This window comes from Microbacterium zouquanmingi, from assembly GCF_052266695.1.
Taxonomy (GTDB): domain Bacteria; phylum Actinomycetota; class Actinomycetes; order Actinomycetales; family Microbacteriaceae; genus Microbacterium.
On record NZ_JBQPQZ010000001.1, the window covers coordinates 148,812 to 167,966 of the forward strand.

Annotated in this window: 15 protein-coding genes; 8 read left to right on the top strand and 7 right to left on the bottom strand. The window is 66.1% G+C overall.

All coding sequences use genetic code 11. From position 1 onward, the window contains the following. Positions 1-58: 58 nt before the first annotated feature. The 5 genes from ACTU6U_RS00755 (at position 59) to ACTU6U_RS00775 (ending at position 2,606) form a co-directional block, all read left to right on the top strand. On the top strand, positions 59-439 hold the full coding sequence (locus ACTU6U_RS00755; RefSeq protein ID WP_443467250.1) for a hypothetical protein: 381 nt from the start codon (positions 59-61) through the stop codon (positions 437-439). A 79-nt stretch (positions 440-518) separates the two neighbouring features. Beyond that, on the top strand, positions 519-1,397 hold the full coding sequence (locus tag ACTU6U_RS00760) for a hypothetical protein (RefSeq protein ID WP_443467251.1): 879 nt from the start codon (positions 519-521) through the stop codon (positions 1,395-1,397). A gap of 296 nt (positions 1,398-1,693) precedes the next feature. Continuing rightward, positions 1,694-2,020 (top strand): hypothetical protein, encoded by a 327-nt coding sequence (locus ACTU6U_RS00765; protein WP_443467252.1) that lies wholly within the window; start codon positions 1,694-1,696, stop codon positions 2,018-2,020. A gap of 174 nt (positions 2,021-2,194) precedes the next feature. After that, positions 2,195-2,332, top strand: coding sequence for a hypothetical protein (locus tag ACTU6U_RS00770; protein ID WP_443467253.1), 138 nt, complete (start codon positions 2,195-2,197; stop codon positions 2,330-2,332). Then, entirely contained in the window at positions 2,310-2,606 is a 297-nt protein-coding gene (locus ACTU6U_RS00775; protein ID WP_443467254.1) for a hypothetical protein, read from the top strand. The genes ACTU6U_RS00770 and ACTU6U_RS00775 overlap by 23 nt, the downstream gene beginning before the upstream one ends. 28 nt (positions 2,607-2,634) lie before the next feature. Here ACTU6U_RS00775 and ACTU6U_RS00780 read toward each other — a convergent pair whose 3' ends face one another. Genes ACTU6U_RS00780 through nhaA form a run of 3 tightly spaced genes read right to left on the bottom strand, consistent with a single transcriptional unit; the run spans position 2,635 to position 5,808 of the window. Further along, positions 2,635-3,918, bottom strand: a complete 1,284-nt coding sequence (locus ACTU6U_RS00780) for a histidine--tRNA ligase (RefSeq protein ID WP_443467892.1) — start codon at positions 3,916-3,918, stop codon at positions 2,635-2,637. Positions 3,919-3,962: 44 nt separating this feature from the next. Continuing rightward, positions 3,963-4,625 (bottom strand): nucleoside triphosphate pyrophosphohydrolase, encoded by a 663-nt coding sequence (locus ACTU6U_RS00785; RefSeq protein WP_443467255.1) that lies wholly within the window; start codon positions 4,623-4,625, stop codon positions 3,963-3,965. 16 nt (positions 4,626-4,641) lie between these two features. Beyond that, the gene (nhaA, locus tag ACTU6U_RS00790) at positions 4,642-5,808 is read right to left on the bottom strand and encodes a Na+/H+ antiporter NhaA (RefSeq protein ID WP_443467256.1); all 1,167 of its coding nucleotides are present in this window, start codon (positions 5,806-5,808) and stop codon (positions 4,642-4,644) included. Between the two features lie 170 nt (positions 5,809-5,978). On the opposite strand from nhaA, the gene ACTU6U_RS00795 reads away from it, so the two are divergent. Both ACTU6U_RS00795 and gdhA read left to right on the top strand, forming a co-directional pair. Continuing rightward, positions 5,979-8,630 carry a phosphoenolpyruvate carboxylase gene (locus ACTU6U_RS00795; protein WP_443467893.1) on the top strand — a complete coding sequence of 884 codons (2,652 nt, stop codon included), beginning with the start codon at positions 5,979-5,981 and terminating at the stop codon, positions 8,628-8,630. A gap of 120 nt (positions 8,631-8,750) precedes the next feature. Continuing rightward, on the top strand, positions 8,751-10,118 hold the full coding sequence (gdhA, locus tag ACTU6U_RS00800; RefSeq protein ID WP_443467257.1) for an NADP-specific glutamate dehydrogenase: 1,368 nt from the start codon (positions 8,751-8,753) through the stop codon (positions 10,116-10,118). Positions 10,119-10,234: 116 nt separating this feature from the next. On the opposite strand, the gene ACTU6U_RS00805 is transcribed toward gdhA, so the two are convergent. Together ACTU6U_RS00805 and mfd are read right to left on the bottom strand one after the other, a co-directional pair. Continuing rightward, positions 10,235-10,831: a gamma carbonic anhydrase family protein gene (locus ACTU6U_RS00805; RefSeq protein ID WP_443467258.1), complete on the bottom strand. Its 597-nt coding sequence runs from the start codon at positions 10,829-10,831 to the stop codon at positions 10,235-10,237. 40 nt (positions 10,832-10,871) lie between these two features. Then, on the bottom strand, positions 10,872-14,399 hold the full coding sequence (mfd, locus tag ACTU6U_RS00810) for a transcription-repair coupling factor (protein WP_443467259.1): 3,528 nt from the start codon (positions 14,397-14,399) through the stop codon (positions 10,872-10,874). Positions 14,400-14,443: 44 nt separating this feature from the next. Here mfd and ACTU6U_RS00815 point away from each other — a divergent pair, with 44 nt between their 5' ends. Next, entirely contained in the window at positions 14,444-15,013 is a 570-nt protein-coding gene (locus ACTU6U_RS00815) for a GNAT family N-acetyltransferase (RefSeq protein ID WP_443467260.1), read from the top strand. A 4-nt stretch (positions 15,014-15,017) separates the two neighbouring features. On the opposite strand, the gene ACTU6U_RS00820 is transcribed toward ACTU6U_RS00815, so the two are convergent. Together ACTU6U_RS00820 and ACTU6U_RS00825 are read right to left on the bottom strand one after the other, a co-directional pair. Continuing rightward, positions 15,018-17,633: a glycoside hydrolase family 2 protein gene (locus ACTU6U_RS00820; protein ID WP_443467261.1), complete on the bottom strand. Its 2,616-nt coding sequence runs from the start codon at positions 17,631-17,633 to the stop codon at positions 15,018-15,020. A 66-nt stretch (positions 17,634-17,699) separates the two neighbouring features. Then, on the bottom strand, positions 17,700-19,076 hold the full coding sequence (locus tag ACTU6U_RS00825) for an extracellular solute-binding protein (protein ID WP_443467262.1): 1,377 nt from the start codon (positions 19,074-19,076) through the stop codon (positions 17,700-17,702). Positions 19,077-19,155: the final 79 nt, after the last annotated feature.

Sequence of the window (19,155 nt, forward strand, 5' to 3'; positions counted from 1 at the left end):
CGAGAGTCCTGCCAGCTCACACGTCGTTACGATGGGAGCCCATGGAGAGTGGAGCGCCGTGCAGAACGATGATGCCATCGCAGCCCTGATCGAAGGCCTGGTCGAGCACCTGAGCGGTGCCGGAGACGACTGGGACTCGCTCGCCATGGTGATCTCTTTCGATGGCGACCGATTCACCGGCACGTACGGCTACGCGTACTCGCCGAGCGGTGAGATCCTCGCCGTGGCGTCACGTCCTTCCGCGATCCGCCCTCTCGTGAACACCTACATCGAGAGTCGCTGCGCGCCGGGCGAACGACTGCCCGTGAAGCTTCTCCTGCAGTTCGACCGAAAGAAGGGCGAGCACGCAGTAACGGTCGAGGACCTCGATGCGACACGATGGAAAGTGACCGCAGAGAACTACAGCGAGATCCGTGAGGAACTGCGTCCGCGCCTTTGACAGCGATTGCAGCAACGCCTCGACGGTGCGTCGGTATCCAGTCTGCTTTGTACGATGGAATCGATCCTGGGGGTGAACGATGGACGTAGACGAGCTCATGCACGTCGTGCGCACCGAGCACCTCGACACACCGGTCCTCTACGGCGTCGGTGATCTGTATATGGATGCCGTGGTGCTGGAGCGCGGCGGCGGGGTGTGGAGAACACATCTCACCGATGATCAGTCCGCGATCATCACGCACACAATGCGAACGTTCAACGACGAGACGGCCGCGCTCTGGGCCGTCCTGCGCAAGCTGCGTCAGATTGCAGAAGCTCGTCGTACCGGCGCGGCGCTGCCCGACCACGCGGGAAGCAGACGTTCGGTGGATTTCGCGCCGCGCTCGATGCGCACCGGGGCAACGCTTCCTGACGGCGCGGGCAGGGTGATCACCTCTCTCGAGATTCGAATCGCTGATTTGTCGACGACGAAAGTCCGCCATGATCAGTGGCTCGCGGATGGCATACCTCTCTTCGCCCGAGGCGATGCATGGATCGTGCCCCTTTCGTGGGAACCTGCGCTGATCGACGGGGATGACGCACAGTGGCCAAGCCTCCAGAAGCGAGCCACCGAAATCACGACTCACATCCGCGTCGACTGCGGGCACCGCCATGGGTCCCCGATCTGGGTCGATCTTGATCCTGAAACAGGCAAGAGCGGCTACGCAACGGAGCTGAGGCGCAACGGAGCGAGAGACGCCTGCTGGTGGCGCTTCGGCAACACCGCGATGGTCTGTGTCGTCTATGGAGAGCCGCTCCCGGCACCTAAGACGCTGACGGCCGTACAGGTGGTTCCGATCGATTGGGTAAGGGACTCCCGGGGTCGCGGGAAGTTGAAGCAGAAGATCGGGGCAGATCTCAGCTGGTCCTGGGCCGATGTGGTCGAGTTCACCCGAGTGGATACGAGGAACGACGAGTGAGTTTCGACATGGACCTGCACAGGGACGCGGCTGTCGCATTCGGTCCCGCATCTTTGCGAGCGGGCGGACTTCTGCCGTACGAAGGGCGTGCGTTCATACAACGAGATACCGGGTTGCCTCCAGCCGTATTCGACGCGGGGCACGACGGTTGGCTCTCAGCGGATAACCCGATTCTTGTCCGGGGGCCGGTCAGGATCTTGCCGCTCGCATGGCAAGGTATCCCCTCGAGCGAATACAACGCGTACGCCGAGGCTGGGCAAATCGCCAAGTTCGCATCGAATATGCAGAGTGCAGGCATGCATTGGGCCGGGAACTGGCGCGTGCTCGAACTCGAAGAACGCCGGGATGACAGCATCGGTTCGTACAACGCCGCGCTCCGCGTAGCCGGGGCCACCCGGGCGGATTGCTGGACGTACTCCGAGACCGTTGGGATCGCGCTGGTGTGGGCAGGGTCCGAAGACGAAGGGACGATGTCGCTCGCATTGCACGTCGTGCCTGCCAGCTGGGTCTCCGAACGTCGGGCCGTAAAGCCTGTACGAGGCATCGATGTGCGCTGGTCGTGGTCTGAGGTCATCGACCTCTACACCAACCGAGTCGATGCTGAGGCGCCTGGCGGAGGCTAAGACAGCGGCTCTGCTCCAGCCTTCCAGGCTCGGTGCTGGCAGAAACCGTCGCGAACGCGGTGTAGCCGTCGGCTGCGGAACGCTGCGCGACGGGTCCAGCAATCGGCACATCAGCATCGTGCACGAGGACGACCGCCTGGCCACCGGCGTCCGCCAACCGAGCTTTGGGACGTCGTGCGTACCGAAAATCTCGATACGCCCGCCCTCGACGGCGTCGGGGATCTGCACGCGGATGCCGTCGTGCTCGAGCGCGGCGGTGGCGTCTGGAAGACCTACGTCGTCGCTGGCCATGGTTCTCGAGTTCGATGCTGAGAAGGTCAATGGCGTGTACGGGTTCGCCTACTCGGCTGACGGAAAGGATACGGGGGTGACCGCGTCGCCCTACGAGATCCGGTCCGCGGTCAAGGCCTACACGGACAGCTACTTCGAGCCAGGTAGCCCGCTTCCGATCAAGTTGCTCGTGCAACTCGAGCGAGATAAAGGCCAGTATGAGGTCACTTTCGAGGACACCGATGCGGCACGTTGGGAGATGACGCCCGCCACGTTTGACACGATACCTGAGGAACTGCGACCGAAGTTCGATTGACGGCGAAGCTCGGATGCGGGAGCAGAGGCTACGACAGCGGCTTGAGCTCGAGCGACCCTGGCTCGACACCGGCGGAAACCGTCGCGAAAGCGGTATAGCCATCGGCGGCCGAGCGCTCCAGTAGCGCCTTGAAGTTCTTCACGCGGCGCTCGAGACGTACGCGACCCTTCGACGCGCTCAGGGAGCGAAGTAACGCGGCCTTGTGCGCGACGAGTTCAGTAACCGGCACATCAGCGTCGTGTACAAGGACGACCGCCTGGCTCTCGGCATCCGCATCCAACTCGACGAGGTCGACGAGCCGTTCGAAGCCGAGTGAGAAGCCGACCGCGGGCACCTGCTGGCCGAGGAACCGACCGATCATGCCGTCGTAGCGCCCGCCACCACCCAGCGAGTACGACACCGACGGGTGCGCGAGCTCGAAGATCGTGCCGGTGTAGTAGCCCATCCCTCGTACGAGGAAGGGATCGAAGACAAGCGGAATCTCTTCGACGGTCCCCGCGGTCGAAGGGCGCCCACCAGCAACAGCCTCGCCGATACCAACGAGGTGCTGGACAATGTCATCCGGCGCGTTCTCCGGCAGCGCCTTGCGAACCTGCCGCTCGCCAAAGGCGTTGTACTCCATCGTCTGCGGACGACGCAGGAACGCGTCGAAGGCATCGACAGCGGATGCCGTGACTTCACGTTCGCGCAGCTCAGCAATGATGCCGTCGGGCCCGATCTTGTCGAGCTTGTCGATCGTGATCAGCACGCCAGGGCGCTCTTCGGCCGCGAAGCCGAAGGAATCCAGCATCCAATCGAGCACTCGACGGTCGTTGATGCGCACGGTCGCACCGGCGAGGCCGAGCGCGTCGAGGGCATCAAGGGATGCCACCAGCAGCTCGGCTTCGGCACGGGAGGTGTCATCGCCCATGATGTCGATATCGCACTGCATGAACTGGCGGTAGCGGCCCTTCTGCGGGCGCTCTGCGCGCCAGACCGGGCCGATCTGAATCGCACGGAACACGCCGGGAAGCTGCCCACGATTGCTGGCGTAGAAACGCGCGAGCGGCACCGTCAGGTCGTAGCGCAGGCCCAGGTCGCTGAGGGCAGCGGGGTCCTCAGCGCCTGCGGCGATGGCGTCAGCATCCAGCCCACGACGAAGGATGTTGTACGAGAGCTTCTCGTTGTCGCCGCCGATGCCCGCATGCAGCCGGTCGTACTCCTCGACGGCAGGCGTCTCGATCTCGTCGAATCCATGCGCGAGGTAGCGCTCGCGGATGACGGAGAGCACGCGCTCACGGCGAGCCTTATCGGCGGGGAGGATGTCGCGCATGCCGCGCGGCGGGTTCACAGTAGCCACGTCTCTATCTTTCCAGGTCAGCGAGCCTCGGCCGCGCGGACCTCGTCCTCGAGCACGCGCACGCGTTCGCGAAGCGCGCGCTCTGCATCCCATCCGTTCGCACGAGCGGTGGCTGTGAGCATCAGCAGCAGTTCGCCAAGCTCTTCTTCCGACTCCGGCGCGGCGCCGACCTCGGCTGCATCGTGCGCGGCGAGCGCCACATCGTCGCCTGCTCCCACGGATGCCGCACGGCCCAGCACCTTCTGCGCACGTGCGAGTGACGGCATCCCCGCGGGAACCCCGTCGAGCACGCTGCGTCGCTCACGTTTTTCGGCCGCCTTCGCCGCGTTCCAGTGCACGAGCACCTCGTCAGCAGTCGTCGCCACCTCATCGCCGAAGACATGCGGATGCCGGCGGACCATCTTCTCGGTCAGCGTCTCGGCCACATCATCGATGTCGAACGGATCCTCCGCATCCTGCGCGGCGATCGCCGCGTGGAACAACACCTGCCACAGCAGGTCACCGAGTTCCTCCCGCAGGTCGGCGCGCGAACCGCTCTCGACCGCGTCGATGACCTCGTGGGACTCTTCGATCAGGTAGGGCACGAGATCACGATGCGTGATCTGCTGCGACCAGACGCACCTCTCGCGCACCGCGCGCATCGTCTCGGCGGCGGTGCGCAGTGCGTCAGAGTCGGTCATCGTATCCTCCAGGTCGTCACGAGCTCGCCGCGTTCACGCGACGGTGCCACGCCGCACGGGAAGAGACGAGAATTCCCGCGAGCACCACCGATATCAGCGATCCGACGAGCACGCCGAGGATCGCCTGGTCACGCACGCCGGGATCGGCGGCGAACGCCAGGTTCGCCAGCAGCAGCGAGACGGTGAACCCGATGCCGCCGAGCGTTCCTGCCGCGACCAGGTCCATGAGTCCCAGCGCAGGGCGCTTTCCGCGGGAGCCGATTTTGATGGCGATCCACCCGAACGCCGTGATGCCGATGATCTTGCCCACCGGCAGTGCCACTGCGATGCCGAAGAACGCCGGAGACAGCTCCGCCGGTGCCACAGCCGGAATCACGACGAATGCCGCAGCGAACGCGAAGATCGGCAGGATCGCCGCGTTGACCCAGGGTTCGAGAACATGACGGGCGCGCATCGACGGCGCCTGCGCGATCGCCAGTCCCAGCATGACGCCTGCGATGGTGGCGTGGATGCCGGAGAGCAGCACGAGCGCCCACACCACAACGCCGAGGATGATCATCACGGCGACGATGGGCCATGAGCGCTTCGCGGGCAGCATCCGCGACACGGCACCGAACGCGACGACGCCCACGACAGCGAGCACGAGGAAGATCCAGTTCAGATCGTGCGCGAAAAGCACGGCGATGAAGACGATGCCGATGATGTCGTCGAGAATCGCGAGCGCGAGCAGGAACACCCGCAGTGCGGCAGGCAGCCCCTTGCCGAAGACCGCCAGTACCCCGAGCGCGAAGGCGATATCGGTGGCGGTAGGAATGGGCCACCCGGATGCTGTCGCTCCATCACCGGCGATCAGGAGGTAGATGGCGATCGGCACGAGCACGCCGCCTGCCGCAGCGATCGCGGGCTGCAGCGCCTTCCCGAAGGAGTTGAGCTCTCCTCGGGTGAGTTCGTACTGCAGCTCCATCGCGACGACGAAGAAGAAGATCGCCAGCAGTCCGTCTGAGATCCAGTGTGCGACCGAGAGGTCGATGCCTGTCCCCGGAATCGCAATATGCGCGTCGAGAATCGCCGCGATCGGTCCATGACTGGGCAGGTTCGCGAGCAGGAGGCCGAGCGCTGCGGCGAGCAGAAGGAGCACGGCGGGAAACTGCTGCGTGCGCAGAAGGTTACGGGTATCAGACATCCGCTCCATGCTACGGCTCCCGGTCACGACCCGTCACGTGGTCGGAGACCGCACAGCGACGCGGCTAACCTCGAAGGGTGATCACGGATTCCCCCTCCCCCGAGCCCACACCTACAGAGGCCATCCGCGTCATCGGCCGTTTCGAAGCCGGACGCGGCATTCCCGACGCGATGCGTGCGGACGTGCGGATGCTCGGCGCTCTGCTCGGCCAGGTGTTGCGCGAGTGCGGCAGCCCCGGACTTTTCGAAGACGTCGAGCGACTGCGTCTGGCCAGCATCCAGGCCTACGAAGAGCACAGCACCCCCGCAGAGAGCGGAGCCTTCGATCGCGCTGCCGAGATCGCCGAGTCGTTCACGACCGAGCGGGCTGACGAGGTCGCCCGCGCTTTCACCTGCTATTTCCACCTGGTGAATCTCGCCGAGGAGCACCAGCGGGTGCGCGTCCTCCGCGAGCGCGCAGGTCGCCCGGCCACGTCCTCTGGCTCAGCGACTGGAGCTCGGGAGTCCGACACGGTCGCCGCTGCCTACGCGCAGCTGCGCCGCGAGGTCGGCGATGACGAGGCCCAGCGTCGCCTCGGAGAGCTCCGCTTCCACCCGGTCTTCACCGCGCACCCCACCGAGGCGCGCCGCAGGGCGGTGTCGGGCAGCATCCGTCGCCTTTCTGAGCTCCTGAGCGAGCGCGATGCGGCGAGCGTCGGCGGCGCTGAAGAGCGCCGCGCGAATCGTCGGATGCTGGAAGAGGTCGACACTCTCTGGCGCACCGCCCCCCTGCGCGCGCAGAAGCCTTCTCCGACCGACGAGGTCCGCACCGTCATGTCGGTGTTCGATGAGACCCTCTTCACCACGGTGCCGCACGTATATCGCCGTATCGACGACGCTCTGCGCGGCGAGGAGTCCGGCGCGAGCGCACCGATCGTTCCCGCATTCGTGCGCATCGGATCGTGGGTCGGCGGTGACCGTGACGGCAACCCGTTCGTCACTGCCGCAGTGACCCGCGAGGCGTCGAGGATCGCCTCTGACCACGTTCTGCGCGGTCTCGAGCGCGCCATCGACCGCATCGGCCGCAGTCTCACGCTCGATGCCGAGGGCACCCCGCCCAGCGCCGAGGTCACTGCGCTGTGGGATGCGTTCGCGCAGTCCGCGCCCGACCTGGCGAACGCGATCGCCACGCGCGCCCCCGATGAGCCGCACCGCCGCGTGCTGCTCGCTTTCGCGCACCGGGTCTCCGCGACGCGCACAGAAGCCGCGGGCGCGTACGGCGCTCCGGAAGAGCTGCTGGCCTGTCTCCGTGCTGTTCAGGAATCGCTCGTGGCCTCTGGCGCGAACAGGCACGCCTTCGGTGGCATCCAGCACCTGATCTGGCAGGTCGAGACGTACGGTTTCCACCTCACTGAGCTCGAAGTGCGCCAGCACTCGCAGGTGCACCGTGAGGCTCTTGCAGAACTCGAAGCGGGCGGGGAGCTCAGCGAGCGGACGCTCGAGGTGCTCGATGTCTTCCGCGCGGTCGCTGACATTCAGCGCGCCTATGGTCTGCGTGCAGCCGGTCGCTACGTCGTCTCGTTCACGCAGTCGGCACAGGACCTCGCGAACGTGCACCGCCTCGCGAAGTACGCGCTGGGCGATGACGCCCCTGTGCTCGACGTCGTGCCGCTGTTCGAGACGTTCGCCGACCTGCAGGCAGCCCCGGCGATCCTCACCGAGGTCGTCGAGTTCCCTGAATTCCAGGCGCGGATGGCTGCGACCGGCAACCGCCTCGAGGTCATGCTCGGGTACTCCGACTCGTCGAAGGACGTCGGCCCGGTCGCCGCGAATCTCGCCCTCTACGAAGCGCAGGAGAAGATCGCGCTGTGGGCCAAGGAGTCCGGCATCGCCCTGACCCTGTTCCACGGTCGCGGCGGCGCTCTCGGCCGCGGCGGGGGGCCTGCGAACTCGGCGATCCTCGCCCAGCCGCCGCACTCCGTCGACGGACGCTTCAAGCTCACCGAGCAGGGCGAGACCATCTTCGCCCGCTACGGCGAACCCGCGATCGCCATGCGCCACATCGACCAGGTCGCCGCGGCGACTCTGCTGGCATCTTCGCCGAGCGTCGAGGAGCGCACCAGCGGCGCTGCTGCGCGCTACGCGAAGATCGCACAGACGATGGATGCCGCGTCCCGCGAGCGCTTCTTCTCGCTCGTGAAGGCCGAGGGCTTCGCCCCCTGGTTCGCCACCGTCACCCCGATGGAGGAGATCGGCCTGCTCGCTCTCGGCTCGCGGCCCGCCCGCCGCGGGCTCTCTGTCGAGTCCCTCGAAGACCTGCGCGCGATTCCGTGGGTGTTCGCGTGGACCCAGGCCCGCATCAACCTGGCGGGTTGGTTCGGTCTGGGCAGCGCGCTCGAGGCTGTGGGGGATGAAGCGCTCCTCGTCGAGGCCTACCGCGAGTGGCCGCTGCTGCACGCGATGATCGACAACGTGGCGATGAGCCTGGCGAAGACCGACGAGCGCATCGCGCGTCAATACCTGGCGCTCGGCGACCGTGACGACCTCGCCGCCCTCGTCCTCGACGAGCTCGCGCTCACCAAAGCGTGGGTCATCCGCCTCACCGGTGGCACGGGTCTGCTCGAGAACAAGCCGATCCTCCAGCGGGCCGTGACACTGCGCAGCCCCTACGTGGATGCGCTGTCGCTGCTGCAGCTGCGTGCGCTGCGCGAGCTGCGCTCGGCGGCATCCGAATCGGAATCGGTCACTGAGCCTGTCGAAGTGTCGGGCGTGGCTGACGAGCAGCGCCGGCTCCTGCTGCTCTCGGTCAGCGGCGTTGCCGCTGGCCTGCAGAACACCGGGTGAGACCCCCTGTTACTACACCATCGAACACCCGGGGTAAAGTGAAACCTCGCGCCCGATCCGGCGCACGACTTCACGCGACACGATCGCGCCCTCAGCCACAGAACCAGAAAGCTGTCCCGCGTGACCGCAACCCTCACTGAATTTCACCCGCTCACCGAGTCTGTCCAGCCCGTGTTCGACACGGTTCTGGCCCGCAGCCCGCACGAACCCGAGTTCCAGCAGGCAGTGCACGAAGTGCTCGGAACGATCTCCCCGGCGCTCGAGCAGCACCCGGAATACGTCGAAGCAGGCATCCTCGAGCGGCTCGTCGAGCCCGAGCGTCAGATCATGTTCCGCGTGCCGTGGATCGATGACGCAGGAAAGCTGCAGGTGAATCGCGGCTACCGCATCCAGTTCTCCTCGGTGCTCGGCCCGTACAAGGGCGGACTGCGCTTCCACCCCTCGGTGAACCTTTCGATCATCAAGTTCCTGGGCTTCGAGCAGATCTTCAAGAACGCTCTGACCGGTCAGGGCATCGGCGGCGCCAAGGGCGGCTCGGACTTCGATCCGCACCGCAGGAGCGACGCCGAGATCATGCGCTTCTGCCAGTCGTTCATGGGCGAGCTGTACCGCCACCTCGGCGAACACACCGATGTTCCTGCGGGTGACATCGGCGTCGGCGGGCGCGAGATCGGCTACCTGTTCGGTGCGTACCGCAAGATCACGAACCGTCATGAGTCGGGCATGTTCACCGGCAAGGGCACCGGCTGGGGCGGCGCTGAAGTGCGCACCGAGGCCACCGGCTACGGAGCGGTGTTCTTCGCTGAGGAGATGCTCGGCGTGCATGGGGACTCTCTCCAGGGCAAGCGCGTCGGCGTCTCGGGCTCGGGCAATGTCGCGATCTACGCCATCCAGAAGGCGTCACAGCTCGGTGCGACTGCCGTCACGGCATCCGACTCTTCGGGTTACATCGTCGACGATGCCGGAATCGATCTCGACCTCCTGCGCCAGATCAAGGAAGTCGAGCGCGGCCGCATCGTCGAGTACGCGAACCGTCGCGCAAGCGCACGCTTCATCGAAGGCGGCAGCGTCTGGGATGTTCCCGTCGACATCGCCGTGCCGTCTGCAACGCAGAACGAGGTCACCCTCGCCGACGCAGAGTCGCTGATCGCGAACGGCGTCCGCGCGGTCTCCGAGGGCGCGAACATGCCGTGTGTTCCCGATGCCGTCGCCGCATTCCAGCGTGCCGGCGTCCTGTTCGCACCGGGCAAGGCGGCCAACGCCGGTGGTGTGGCCACCTCTGCGCTCGAGATGAGCCAGAACGCATCGCGTCAGCGCTGGACCTTCGGCGACAGCGAGAACAAGCTGCGCGAGATCATGCGCGACATCCACCGGGCATCGTTCGATGCGGCCGAGAAGTACGGCGTCGCAGGAGACTACGTCGCCGGCGCGAACATCGCGGGCTTCCAGCGGGTTGCCGCAGCGATGCTCGCCCAGGGCGTCATCTGATCCCCGGTATCTCTGCTGGCTGACACTTGTCAGTCGATTTCACGGATGTCGGTCGAAACCACCCGGTTTCGACCGACATCCGTGTTTTGTACTGACATCCGTGCGAACCTCGCCGGTCAGAGCATGCGATCGTCGGCGTGCCGCGCGAGCGACGTCGCGTACCGCTCGGTGAGCTGCACCATCAGATCCGGTGTGTCCCGGTCGACGCCGAACACGTGCCCTGGGAAGTCCAGATCCGGCTGCGCCGCGGCGATGGCATCCGCCTGATCAGGTGAGAACAGCTGTACGGGGTCTCCGACGGCGACCCACCCGATCGGCACCACCGTGCCCTCTGGAAGCACCGCACGGCGCGTCACGATCGCGTTCACTCGGATCTCGCAGCGCCCTCCGACGATTGAACCGTTGAACACACGGGCGCCCGAAGCGAAGAACACCTCCTCGCCGACGGTCGCACCGGCGATGCTCGCAAGAGTGCCGACGAGCGTGTGATCCCCGATGCGCACCGCGTTGGCGGCCGTGGCGCGGATGAGGGCGTTCTCCATCACGATCACGTACTCGCCGAGGGTGATCGGACCACCCTCGGCGGTGATCACGGCGCCATGCAGCACCTGGCAGCCAGGTCCGATCTGGACATCGCCCGAGATGACAGCGGTCGGCGCGATGACGGCAGTGTCATCGATGCGGGGCCGAGCCCCGAGGTGCTCGTACAACATGCCGCCAGACTAGCGCTGCGCGGTGCCGGCGTGCACGAGTTCAGGACGCGGCCGGGGCCGGCTGCGGGAAAAGCGCGGTGAGCAACTGCGACACCCACGGGAGGATCTCGGCATCCGGCGCGAGCGGCACGACGAGCGCCTCTCCCCCGGCGACGAGCTTCGCCTTCGGGTACAGGCGCTGCAGGCGCACCTTCATCGAGTCCTCGAGACGCGCCGGGGCCACGCGCAGGTTCGATCCCATGACGACGAGATCAGTCAGCCCTGCTGCGGCCGCACGACGGCGCAGACGCGCAATCGCAATGAGGCCCTCGACTTCTTCAGGCAGCGCGCCGTAGCGGTCCGTGAGCTCTTCGATGACGAGGTCGATCGCGTCGTCCTTCGCACTGAGAGCCGCTGCGGCTGACAGCTTCTGATAGGCCTCCAGGCGCAGCCGCTCGCTGTCGATGTAGGTCTCGGGAATACGGGCATCCACCGGAAGCTCCATCCGAAGCTCCACGTCCTCTCCGGTGTCTTCACCGCGGAAGTTCGCCACGGCCTCGCCGACCATGCGCAGGTAGAGGTCGAATCCGACACCGGCGATGTGGCCGGCCTGCTCTCCGCCGAGCATGTTGCCCGCCCCGCGCAGTTCGAGGTCCTTCAGCGCGACCTGCATACCCGAGCCGAGATCGTTGTTGATCGCGATGGTCTGCAGCCGGTCAGCGGCTGTCTCGGAGAGCGGCTTGGCATCGTCGTAAAGGAAGTATGCGTAGGCGCGCTCGCGCGCACGCCCCACGCGGCCTCGCAGCTGGTGCAGCTGCGAGAGCCCGTACTTGTCGGCCTTGTCGATGATGATCGTGTTGGCGTTGGAGATGTCGAGTCCGGTCTCGACGATCGTCGTCGACACGAGCACGTCGTACTTGCGCTCCCAGAAGTCATCGACGACCTGCTCGAGCTGGTGCTCGCCCATTCGTCCGTGGGCGACGGCGATGCGCGCCTCCGGCACGAGCTCGGCCAGCTCGCTCGCCACGCGCTGGATCGACTGCACCCGGTTGTGCACGAAGAAGACCTGTCCTTCGCGGAGGATCTCGCGCCGGATCGCGGCGGCGATCTGCTTGTCACTCCGGGGACCGACGAAGGTGAGAATCGGATGCCGGTCCTCCGGCGGCGTCGCAAGCGTCGACATCTCACGAATCCCCGTGACCGCCATCTCGAGCGTGCGCGGAATCGGCGTCGCGCTCATCGCCAGGATGTCGACATTGGTCTTCAGCTTCTTCAGCTTGTCCTTGTGCTCGACGCCGAAGCGTTGCTCCTCGTCGATGATCAGCAGCCCCAGGTCCTTGAACATCACCTGGTCGGTGAGGATGCGGTGCGTGCCGATGACCATGTCGACCGAACCGTCCAGGAGCCCCTCGAGCGTCAGCCTGGCGTCCTTATCGGTCTGGAAGCGCGAGAGCGCCTTGACCTTCACGGGGAACCCGGCGAAGCGCTCGGTGAAGGTCTCGAGGTGCTGCTTCACCAGCAGCGTGGTCGGCACGAGCATGGCGACCTGCTTGCCGTCCTGAATCGCCTTGAACGCCGTGCGCACTGCGACCTCGGTCTTGCCGAATCCGACGTCGCCAGAGAGCAGACGATCCATCGGGATCGGCCGCTCCATGTCTGCCTTGATCTCGTCGATCGTCTGCAGCTGATCGAGTGTTTCGGCGAACGGGAACGCCTCTTCGAGCTCGCGCTGCCAGGGAGTGTCCGGCGAGAACGCGTAGCCCTTGGCCGCCATGCGGGCTGAGTACAGCTTCACGAGTTCGACCGCGATATCGCGGACCGCCTTGCGTGCCTTGCTCTTGGCCGCCGACCAGTCGCTGCCGCCCATCTTCGACAGAGTCGGTGCTTCACCGCCGACGTACTTCGAGAGCAGGTCGAGCTGGTCAGTGGGCACGTAGAGCTTGTCACCGGGATAGCCGCGCTTTGCGGGCGCGTACTCGAGCACGAGGTAGTCGCGCGTGGTCTTGGTGGCGTTGCGCCCGCCGGTGGAGACCTCGCGCTGGGTCATCTCGACGAACTTCGCGATGCCGTGCGTGGAATGCACGACATAGTCGCCGTTCTTCAGTTGCAGCGGGTCAACGACGTTGCGGCGCCGCGAGGCGAGCTTCTTCACGACGCGCTGGTCGCCGCCGATCGTTCGGCCGTAGAACTCGTTGTCGGTGAGGACGGCGAGCTTCGCCTCCGGCACCTGGAATCCGGACTCAAGAGATCCGAGCACGAGAGTTGCGACACCCGGGTCCGGAGCATCCGTCAGCGTCTCGACCGGACGGGCGGCAAGCCCCCGCTCCGAGAGGACGTCGCGAGCGCGGTCGACGAGCCCGATTCCGGATGCCACGACCACAACGCACCACGCATCAGCGAGCCGGGCGGCGACGAAGTCGATCGCGCCGTCGACGTTGCCATGGAAGGACGGGATGATCGACGCGTCGATGTTGGCGGCATCCGCGTCATCGCTCGCGAATGGGCTGAACCGCCACCAGACGCCATCGCGCTCGCGGACGATCTCGCGCAGCCTCGCGACGCTGAGAAAGTCTCCGGCGCCGAGGTCGATGGGTGCGGATGCTCCAGACGTCGCCGCGCTCCACGCGGCATCCAGGAACTCGCGGTTCGTCTCACCGAGGCTATGGGCGCGGGCGGTGGCCCGCTCAGGGTCGACGAGGGCGACAGCGGTGCCAGGTGCGAAGTACTCGGCGAGAGACCTGAGCGGGCCGGCGACAGCTGGCAGCAGCGACTCCATGCCCTCAACAGGAATGCCCTCGGACATCTTCTCGAGCATTCCCGCGATCGCAGGAAAGCCGGCGATGAGCGACCGCGCCTTGTCACGCACCTCCGCGGTCAGCAGCAGCTCTCGGGTCGCCGGAAGCTCGACGAGCTCGATATCGCCTGGTAGCGACCGCTGGTCGGCGACCGAGAACACCCGGATCTGGTCGATCTCATCACCGAAGAACTCCACGCGGTACGGATGCTCGCTCGTCGGCGGGAAGACATCGAGGATGCCGCCGCGCAAAGCGAATTCACCGCGACGAGAGACCATGTCCACCCGCGTATACGCGCGCTCGACGAGCTGCTCGACCGCATCATCGAGCTCGAGACCTCGCCCCCGCAGCGCGAGAGCGAGAGGAGCGGTGTCGCCGAGGTTGCCGGCGATCGGCTGAAGGGCCGCACGCACGGAGGCCACGACGATGAGCGGACGCTCGCCAGCCCAGGTCGTGATGCGGCGCAGGGTGTCCAGTCGCCGGCCGACCGTGTCGGCGCTCGGGCTGAGTCGTTCGTGGGGCAGCGTCTCCCAGGCGGGGAAGCTGAGGATCTCAGCATCCGGCACGAAAGACCCGAGCGCTGCGGCCAGCGACTCGGCACGGCGACCGGTCGGCGCGACGACGAGAAGAGAAGCCGGATGCCCCGCGCTCGTGCGCTTGGCAAGAAGACCCGCGATCGTGGGAGCATCGAGTCCGTCGACGAGCCCGAGGTCGGCATCGGTCTGCGCCCAGGTGAGGGCGTCGTGGTACAGGGTTGCCTCTTCCAAGGCGCGCAGAATCCCGGGAACAGTCACCAGGTGAGTCTAATGGGCGCCTCGGACACCGGTAGCCTTTCACGATGGAACCGGTCACCCTGCACACCGATCGACTCGTCCTGCAGGCTCCCACCGCAGATGACGTGGACGCTATCTTCGAGGCCTGCCAGGATCCGGAGATCCCCCGCTGGACGACGGTTCCGAGCCCCTACACACGAAAAGACGCCGAAGGTTTCGTCGAGTTGATCGCGCAGTGGTGGGCGGACGAGAGCCAGACGATCTGGGGCATCTTCCACAACGACACGCTCATAGGCGTCGTCGGTCTCCATCACATCGCGGCGCACGACACAGGCGGCTCTACCGAACTCGGCTACTGGGCGACGGCTGCGGCACGGGGCCAGGGCTTCATGGTCGAGGCATCCCGCGCTGTCATCGAGTGGGGGTTCGCCGAGCTCGGGCTCGCGCGCATCACCTGGCGCGCGGTGGTGGGAAACATCCCCTCAGCCCGCACCGCCCGCGCACTCGGATTCCACTACGAGGGCACTGTTCGCCAAGGACTGACGAGCACACGCGGGCGCGACGACGGCTGGATGGCAGGCCTGCTGGCATCCGATGACCGCACGCCGACCGACTGGCCCGTGCCACTCGGCTGAGCTGCTACTCCCCTGCGCTCGCGCGCAGGAGCGCGCGTCCCACAGCGTGGGCGATCGGCGACGTCTGCAACGCCTCGCGCACACGCAGGGTGCTGATCGTCACTGAGCCCTCACTCCAGCGGACGGTCGCGGTGCTGGTCGCAGCCCCGCGCAGCCATCCGGAGAAGATCGCCGAGTGCACGACCGCCGAACGCAAGGGTCCAGGAATCCCGCTGATCACGAACTCACCGAGCAGATCCTCGTAGGCGATGCCGAGGATCGTGTCACCGGGGACCTCAGCGAAGGCTCCGCGGCGGTCCAGCCACTCGGTGCGCGGCACCCAGTCGCCGTCTCCCGCACGCGAGGTCAATCGCGCGGAGGGCAGGTAGTCAAATGCCGCGCCGAGCGCGTTGTCCGCTTCGGCCAGCAGCAGAACGCGTCCACCTGATCGGGCGTGCTGCTGTGCCTCAGCCGTGAACGACCGCACGACGAGCAGATCGCTGTCGACGGACGTCGGAACGGAGAGCTCGCCGAGCCACTGCGCGATCTCGGCATCCCCCGCTCGCACAGCGCCCCCCGCCCATGGGGTGCGTGCGACGACGAGGATGTCTGCAGCGTCGCGGGCGAGCAGCTCCCCCCCGACGTGCAGTTCGGCTTCGACCAGGTGCTGCGCGTTCTCGGCCGGCATCGGGATGCGCAGCGTCCATTCTTCGCGGTCTGCTCCCGCGGGCTGCGACGCAACAGGCTCACCATTGACGACCACCCGCATGGTGACATCCGCTGGCAGGCCGACCGGCGCCGGCAGCGACGTCACCGTCAGCGCCAGCTCATCTCCCGCATAGAGGCTGTATGCCTCAGGCCGCAGCGCCACAGCGTGCTCGCCGTTAGCCAGCGCGAACTCGGCGGTGTACTCCTTGGGCCTGCGGTTCATGTCGAAGAGCCCGTTGGCTTCCCACTGCACGTCGCTCAACTGGGTGAGCACGTAACCGCGGATGTCGTCATGCAGTCGGATGCTCGTGGTCTGGTAGCGGTTGGCGACGAGCTGCGCGTGGTGCAGCTGACGGACCAGCTCTTCCCATGATCCGAACGTGTCCTCAAGGCCCAGGCCCCGGAAGCGAGCCATGAGACCCGTGCCCTCGGCAGCGCCGAAGGCCCAGTCCGCACCGAGCGCGAACCACCAGGGCTCAGCGCCGTCGTCATCGTACTGATCCAGCACATGGGGCAGACCCCAGTTGCCGAATTCGCTGAGAACGAGCGGCTCGTCGCCGGTGCGTTCGGCATCGCCGTGCGGCGAGAAGGTCCAATCGGGGCGGGTCGCGAAGTCCGCGATCTTCGCGTCCCATACCTGGCGGCTCTCCGGGATGCCCCGGTAGACGTGGAAGTCGTCGATGTGCGTGCGCAGATGGAAGTTCGGCTCGCACGCGGAGTTGTCGACGACGAGCGATCCTGCGGCGTACTGCTCGATGTCGTCGAACACGTCACGCAGCCACGCGCGTTGGGTGGCACTTGCCAGATCGATGCCCCACGACTCGTTCATGATCGTCCAGATCACGATGCTCGGGTGGTGACCGTCACGGTCGATGAGCGAGCGCAGCAGCTCGTGGCCGGCCTTCGCGGTTTCCGGCGTCCACGTCATCCAGCTGGGCAGCTCGGTCCACACCAGCATGCCCATGCGGTCAGCGATCTCGTAGTAGCGCGGGTCGGGGCGCTTGATGTGCACGCGCAGCATGTTGAAGCCGAGCGCCTTGGTCTGGCGCAGCATGTCCTCCCATGCGGCGAAGTCGTCCGCCGCGGGAGTGGCACCGGGGTGATAATCCTGGTCGAGAACGGCGCGCAGGTAGATCTCGCGGTCGTTCAGGAAGAATCGCCCGCCCTGCGAGCGGAACGAGCGGAAGCCGGTGTCGCGCGTGAGCACATCGGTCGTCGCGCCTGCGCTCTGCAGCGAGACCTCGACGGTGTACAGCCGCGGGTCATCGAGGTCCCAGAGCTCGGGGTCGACAACGACGATGTCGCCGGAGACTTCAGTGCCCTGCACAGTGAGAGCTGCGGTGGTGACAACCGCGTCATCACGCAGCACCCGGACCTGGGCCGATTCTGCTTCCGCCGCGGCGGCGCCGCGGAGAGAGATCGTGCCGGTCGCGGCATCCGATCTGATCGAAAGCGCGCGGACGTGAACCGGATGCCGGTCCTCCAGAACCACGGATTGCCAGATGCCCGCCGTGGTGCCGTACCAGGACTGCTTGCCCAACGGATGCTCGAGGAAGCCCGGTTCGCTGGAGGAGCCGAAGCGCGGCGGGTACGAGACGGTTACCTCAATGGTGTTGGGGCCTGCAGAGACGGCATCCGTGATGTCGAACTCGAAGGGCTCCCATGCTCCGGAATGCGTGCCGATCTCTCGCCCGTTCACTCGCACCGACGCGGTGTGGTTCACGGCCCCGAAGCACAGCACCAGGCGTCCCGCAGGCGCACTGGTGACCTCGAACTCGCGTTCGAAGCGCACGGTCTCGTGCGAGTCGCCGTAGCCGGCAACCTGGGTGGTCCATGTTCCGGGAATCATGACCTCCCGCGATTCGGCATCGCCGGGGAGGTGCAGGAGCCAAGCGCCGTCGAGACTGACAGCGGCGCGGTGGGCGGTGAGCATGAAGCCTTCTTCCGAAAGAGAGCGGGGTGAGGACGCGATCGTCCCCACCCCACAGGAACTGCTGTGTTACTTGATTTCCTGCGTGACGCGAGCCTGCGCTTCGCTGAGAGCCTCGGCGATGTCCTTGTCGCTGAACCAGACCTCATCCAGCTGTGCGTGGATGAGCGACTTCACGGACGTCCAGTTCTCGACCTGCGGCACGAAACTGATGCCGGTCAGAGCGGTCTCGGTGTAGTTCGCACGCTCGGGAGCCGCGAGGTACTCCTCCGAGTCGATGATCGAAACCCGCGGCGCGATGTGACCGGTTGCGATTGACCAGGATCCGCTGTTGTCGTAGAGGAACTTGGCGAACTCGAGTCCGGCACGGTACTCGACAGGGTCATCGCCCTTCTGACGCGGCAGCACCCACATGTGCGACGAAGCCCACGCGGCAGGTGCGTCGTAGAGCGTCGGCAGGTCGGTGACCGTGTAACCGAAGTCGGTGGTCGCTGCGTACTCGTTGATCGCCCACACGCCGTTCAGCAGAATCGCGGACTGGCCGTTCTTCCACTCGTCGATGGATCCTGCGTAGTCGGCGTCGGTGTGCATGTAGCCGGCGTCGAGCAGCTCGTTGATGAGCTCGAGAGCCTTAGCTGCGGCCTCGGTGTCAACCTCGGCGCTGCCGTCAGCCGAGATGACGTCGCTGCCCTGCTGGCGAACCAGCGAGTAGAAGAAGCGCCATGCCATGTCGTCATTGGCGAAACCAGACGAGAACAGCATCAGGCCGGTCTTGTCCTTGACATCCTTGCCCATCTGCAGCAGCTCGTCCGGGGTGGTCGGCAGCACGGGACGGCCGTCCTCGCCGATGTAGCCTGCGGCGGCGAGCACGTCGGTGTTCACGTGCATCACGAGTGCGTGTGCGTCGAACGGAACCGCGTAGGTCGATCCGTCCCACATCACGGACTTCTGCGCCTGCTCGGTCGCGTCGGTCATGTCGATGCCGATCGACTCGGGATCGAACGCCAGCAGCTGGTCGCGCGTGGCGTAGTCGGACATCGAATAGTCGTGCAGGTTCGCGATGTTGGCGGGCTCGCCACCCGCAATGGATGCGTTGAACGCGTCGTAGTACGAGTTCCAGTCGGTCCCGCCGAGGCGCTCGATGGTGATGCCGTACTCGTTCTCGGCGTTGAACTTGTTGGTGAGGATCTGAATGGCCTCGCACTCGGTGGTCGCCTTCGCGGGGTCGGTGACGCCCTGCGTGGTCTCCTCGCAGTCACCGAACATGCGCGACATGGTGATCGTGGTGCCGTCGAGCTGCTCTGCCGTGACTGCTGCGATCTGCTCGTTCAGGTCGCCGCTGTCAGCGGATCCGGAGCCACCATCGGCTCCAGCGCCGCACGCCGTGAGCAACAGGGCCGCTGCCGTCAGCGACGCTGCTGCAGCGACAATCTTGGTCTTCTGCATGGTTTTCCTCTCATGGGGTGGACGTTGTTGTCCGTGGCTGCCGGGCAGCAGCCGATCGGCCATCGATGGCCGGAGTCTG

Coding starts and splice junctions, on each gene's coding strand:
- ACTU6U_RS00760 (WP_443467251.1), top strand. CDS start 519: ATGGACGTAGACGAGCTCATGCACGTCGTGCGCACCGAGCACCTCGAC.
- ACTU6U_RS00765 (WP_443467252.1), top strand. CDS start 1,694: ATGCATTGGGCCGGGAACTGGCGCGTGCTCGAACTCGAAGAACGCCGG.
- ACTU6U_RS00775 (WP_443467254.1), top strand. CDS start 2,310: ATGGTTCTCGAGTTCGATGCTGAGAAGGTCAATGGCGTGTACGGGTTC.
- ACTU6U_RS00780 (WP_443467892.1), bottom strand. CDS start 3,918: ATGCGCGACATCCTCCCCGCCGATAAGGCTCGCCGTGAGCGCGTGCTC.
- ACTU6U_RS00785 (WP_443467255.1), bottom strand. CDS start 4,625: ATGACCGACTCTGACGCACTGCGCACCGCCGCCGAGACGATGCGCGCG.
- nhaA (WP_443467256.1), bottom strand. CDS start 5,808: ATGTCTGATACCCGTAACCTTCTGCGCACGCAGCAGTTTCCCGCCGTG.
- ACTU6U_RS00795 (WP_443467893.1), top strand. CDS start 5,979: ATGCGTGCGGACGTGCGGATGCTCGGCGCTCTGCTCGGCCAGGTGTTG.
- ACTU6U_RS00805 (WP_443467258.1), bottom strand. CDS start 10,831: ATGTTGTACGAGCACCTCGGGGCTCGGCCCCGCATCGATGACACTGCC.
- ACTU6U_RS00815 (WP_443467260.1), top strand. CDS start 14,444: ATGGAACCGGTCACCCTGCACACCGATCGACTCGTCCTGCAGGCTCCC.
- ACTU6U_RS00820 (WP_443467261.1), bottom strand. CDS start 17,633: ATGCTCACCGCCCACCGCGCCGCTGTCAGTCTCGACGGCGCTTGGCTC.
- ACTU6U_RS00825 (WP_443467262.1), bottom strand. CDS start 19,076: ATGCAGAAGACCAAGATTGTCGCTGCAGCAGCGTCGCTGACGGCAGCG.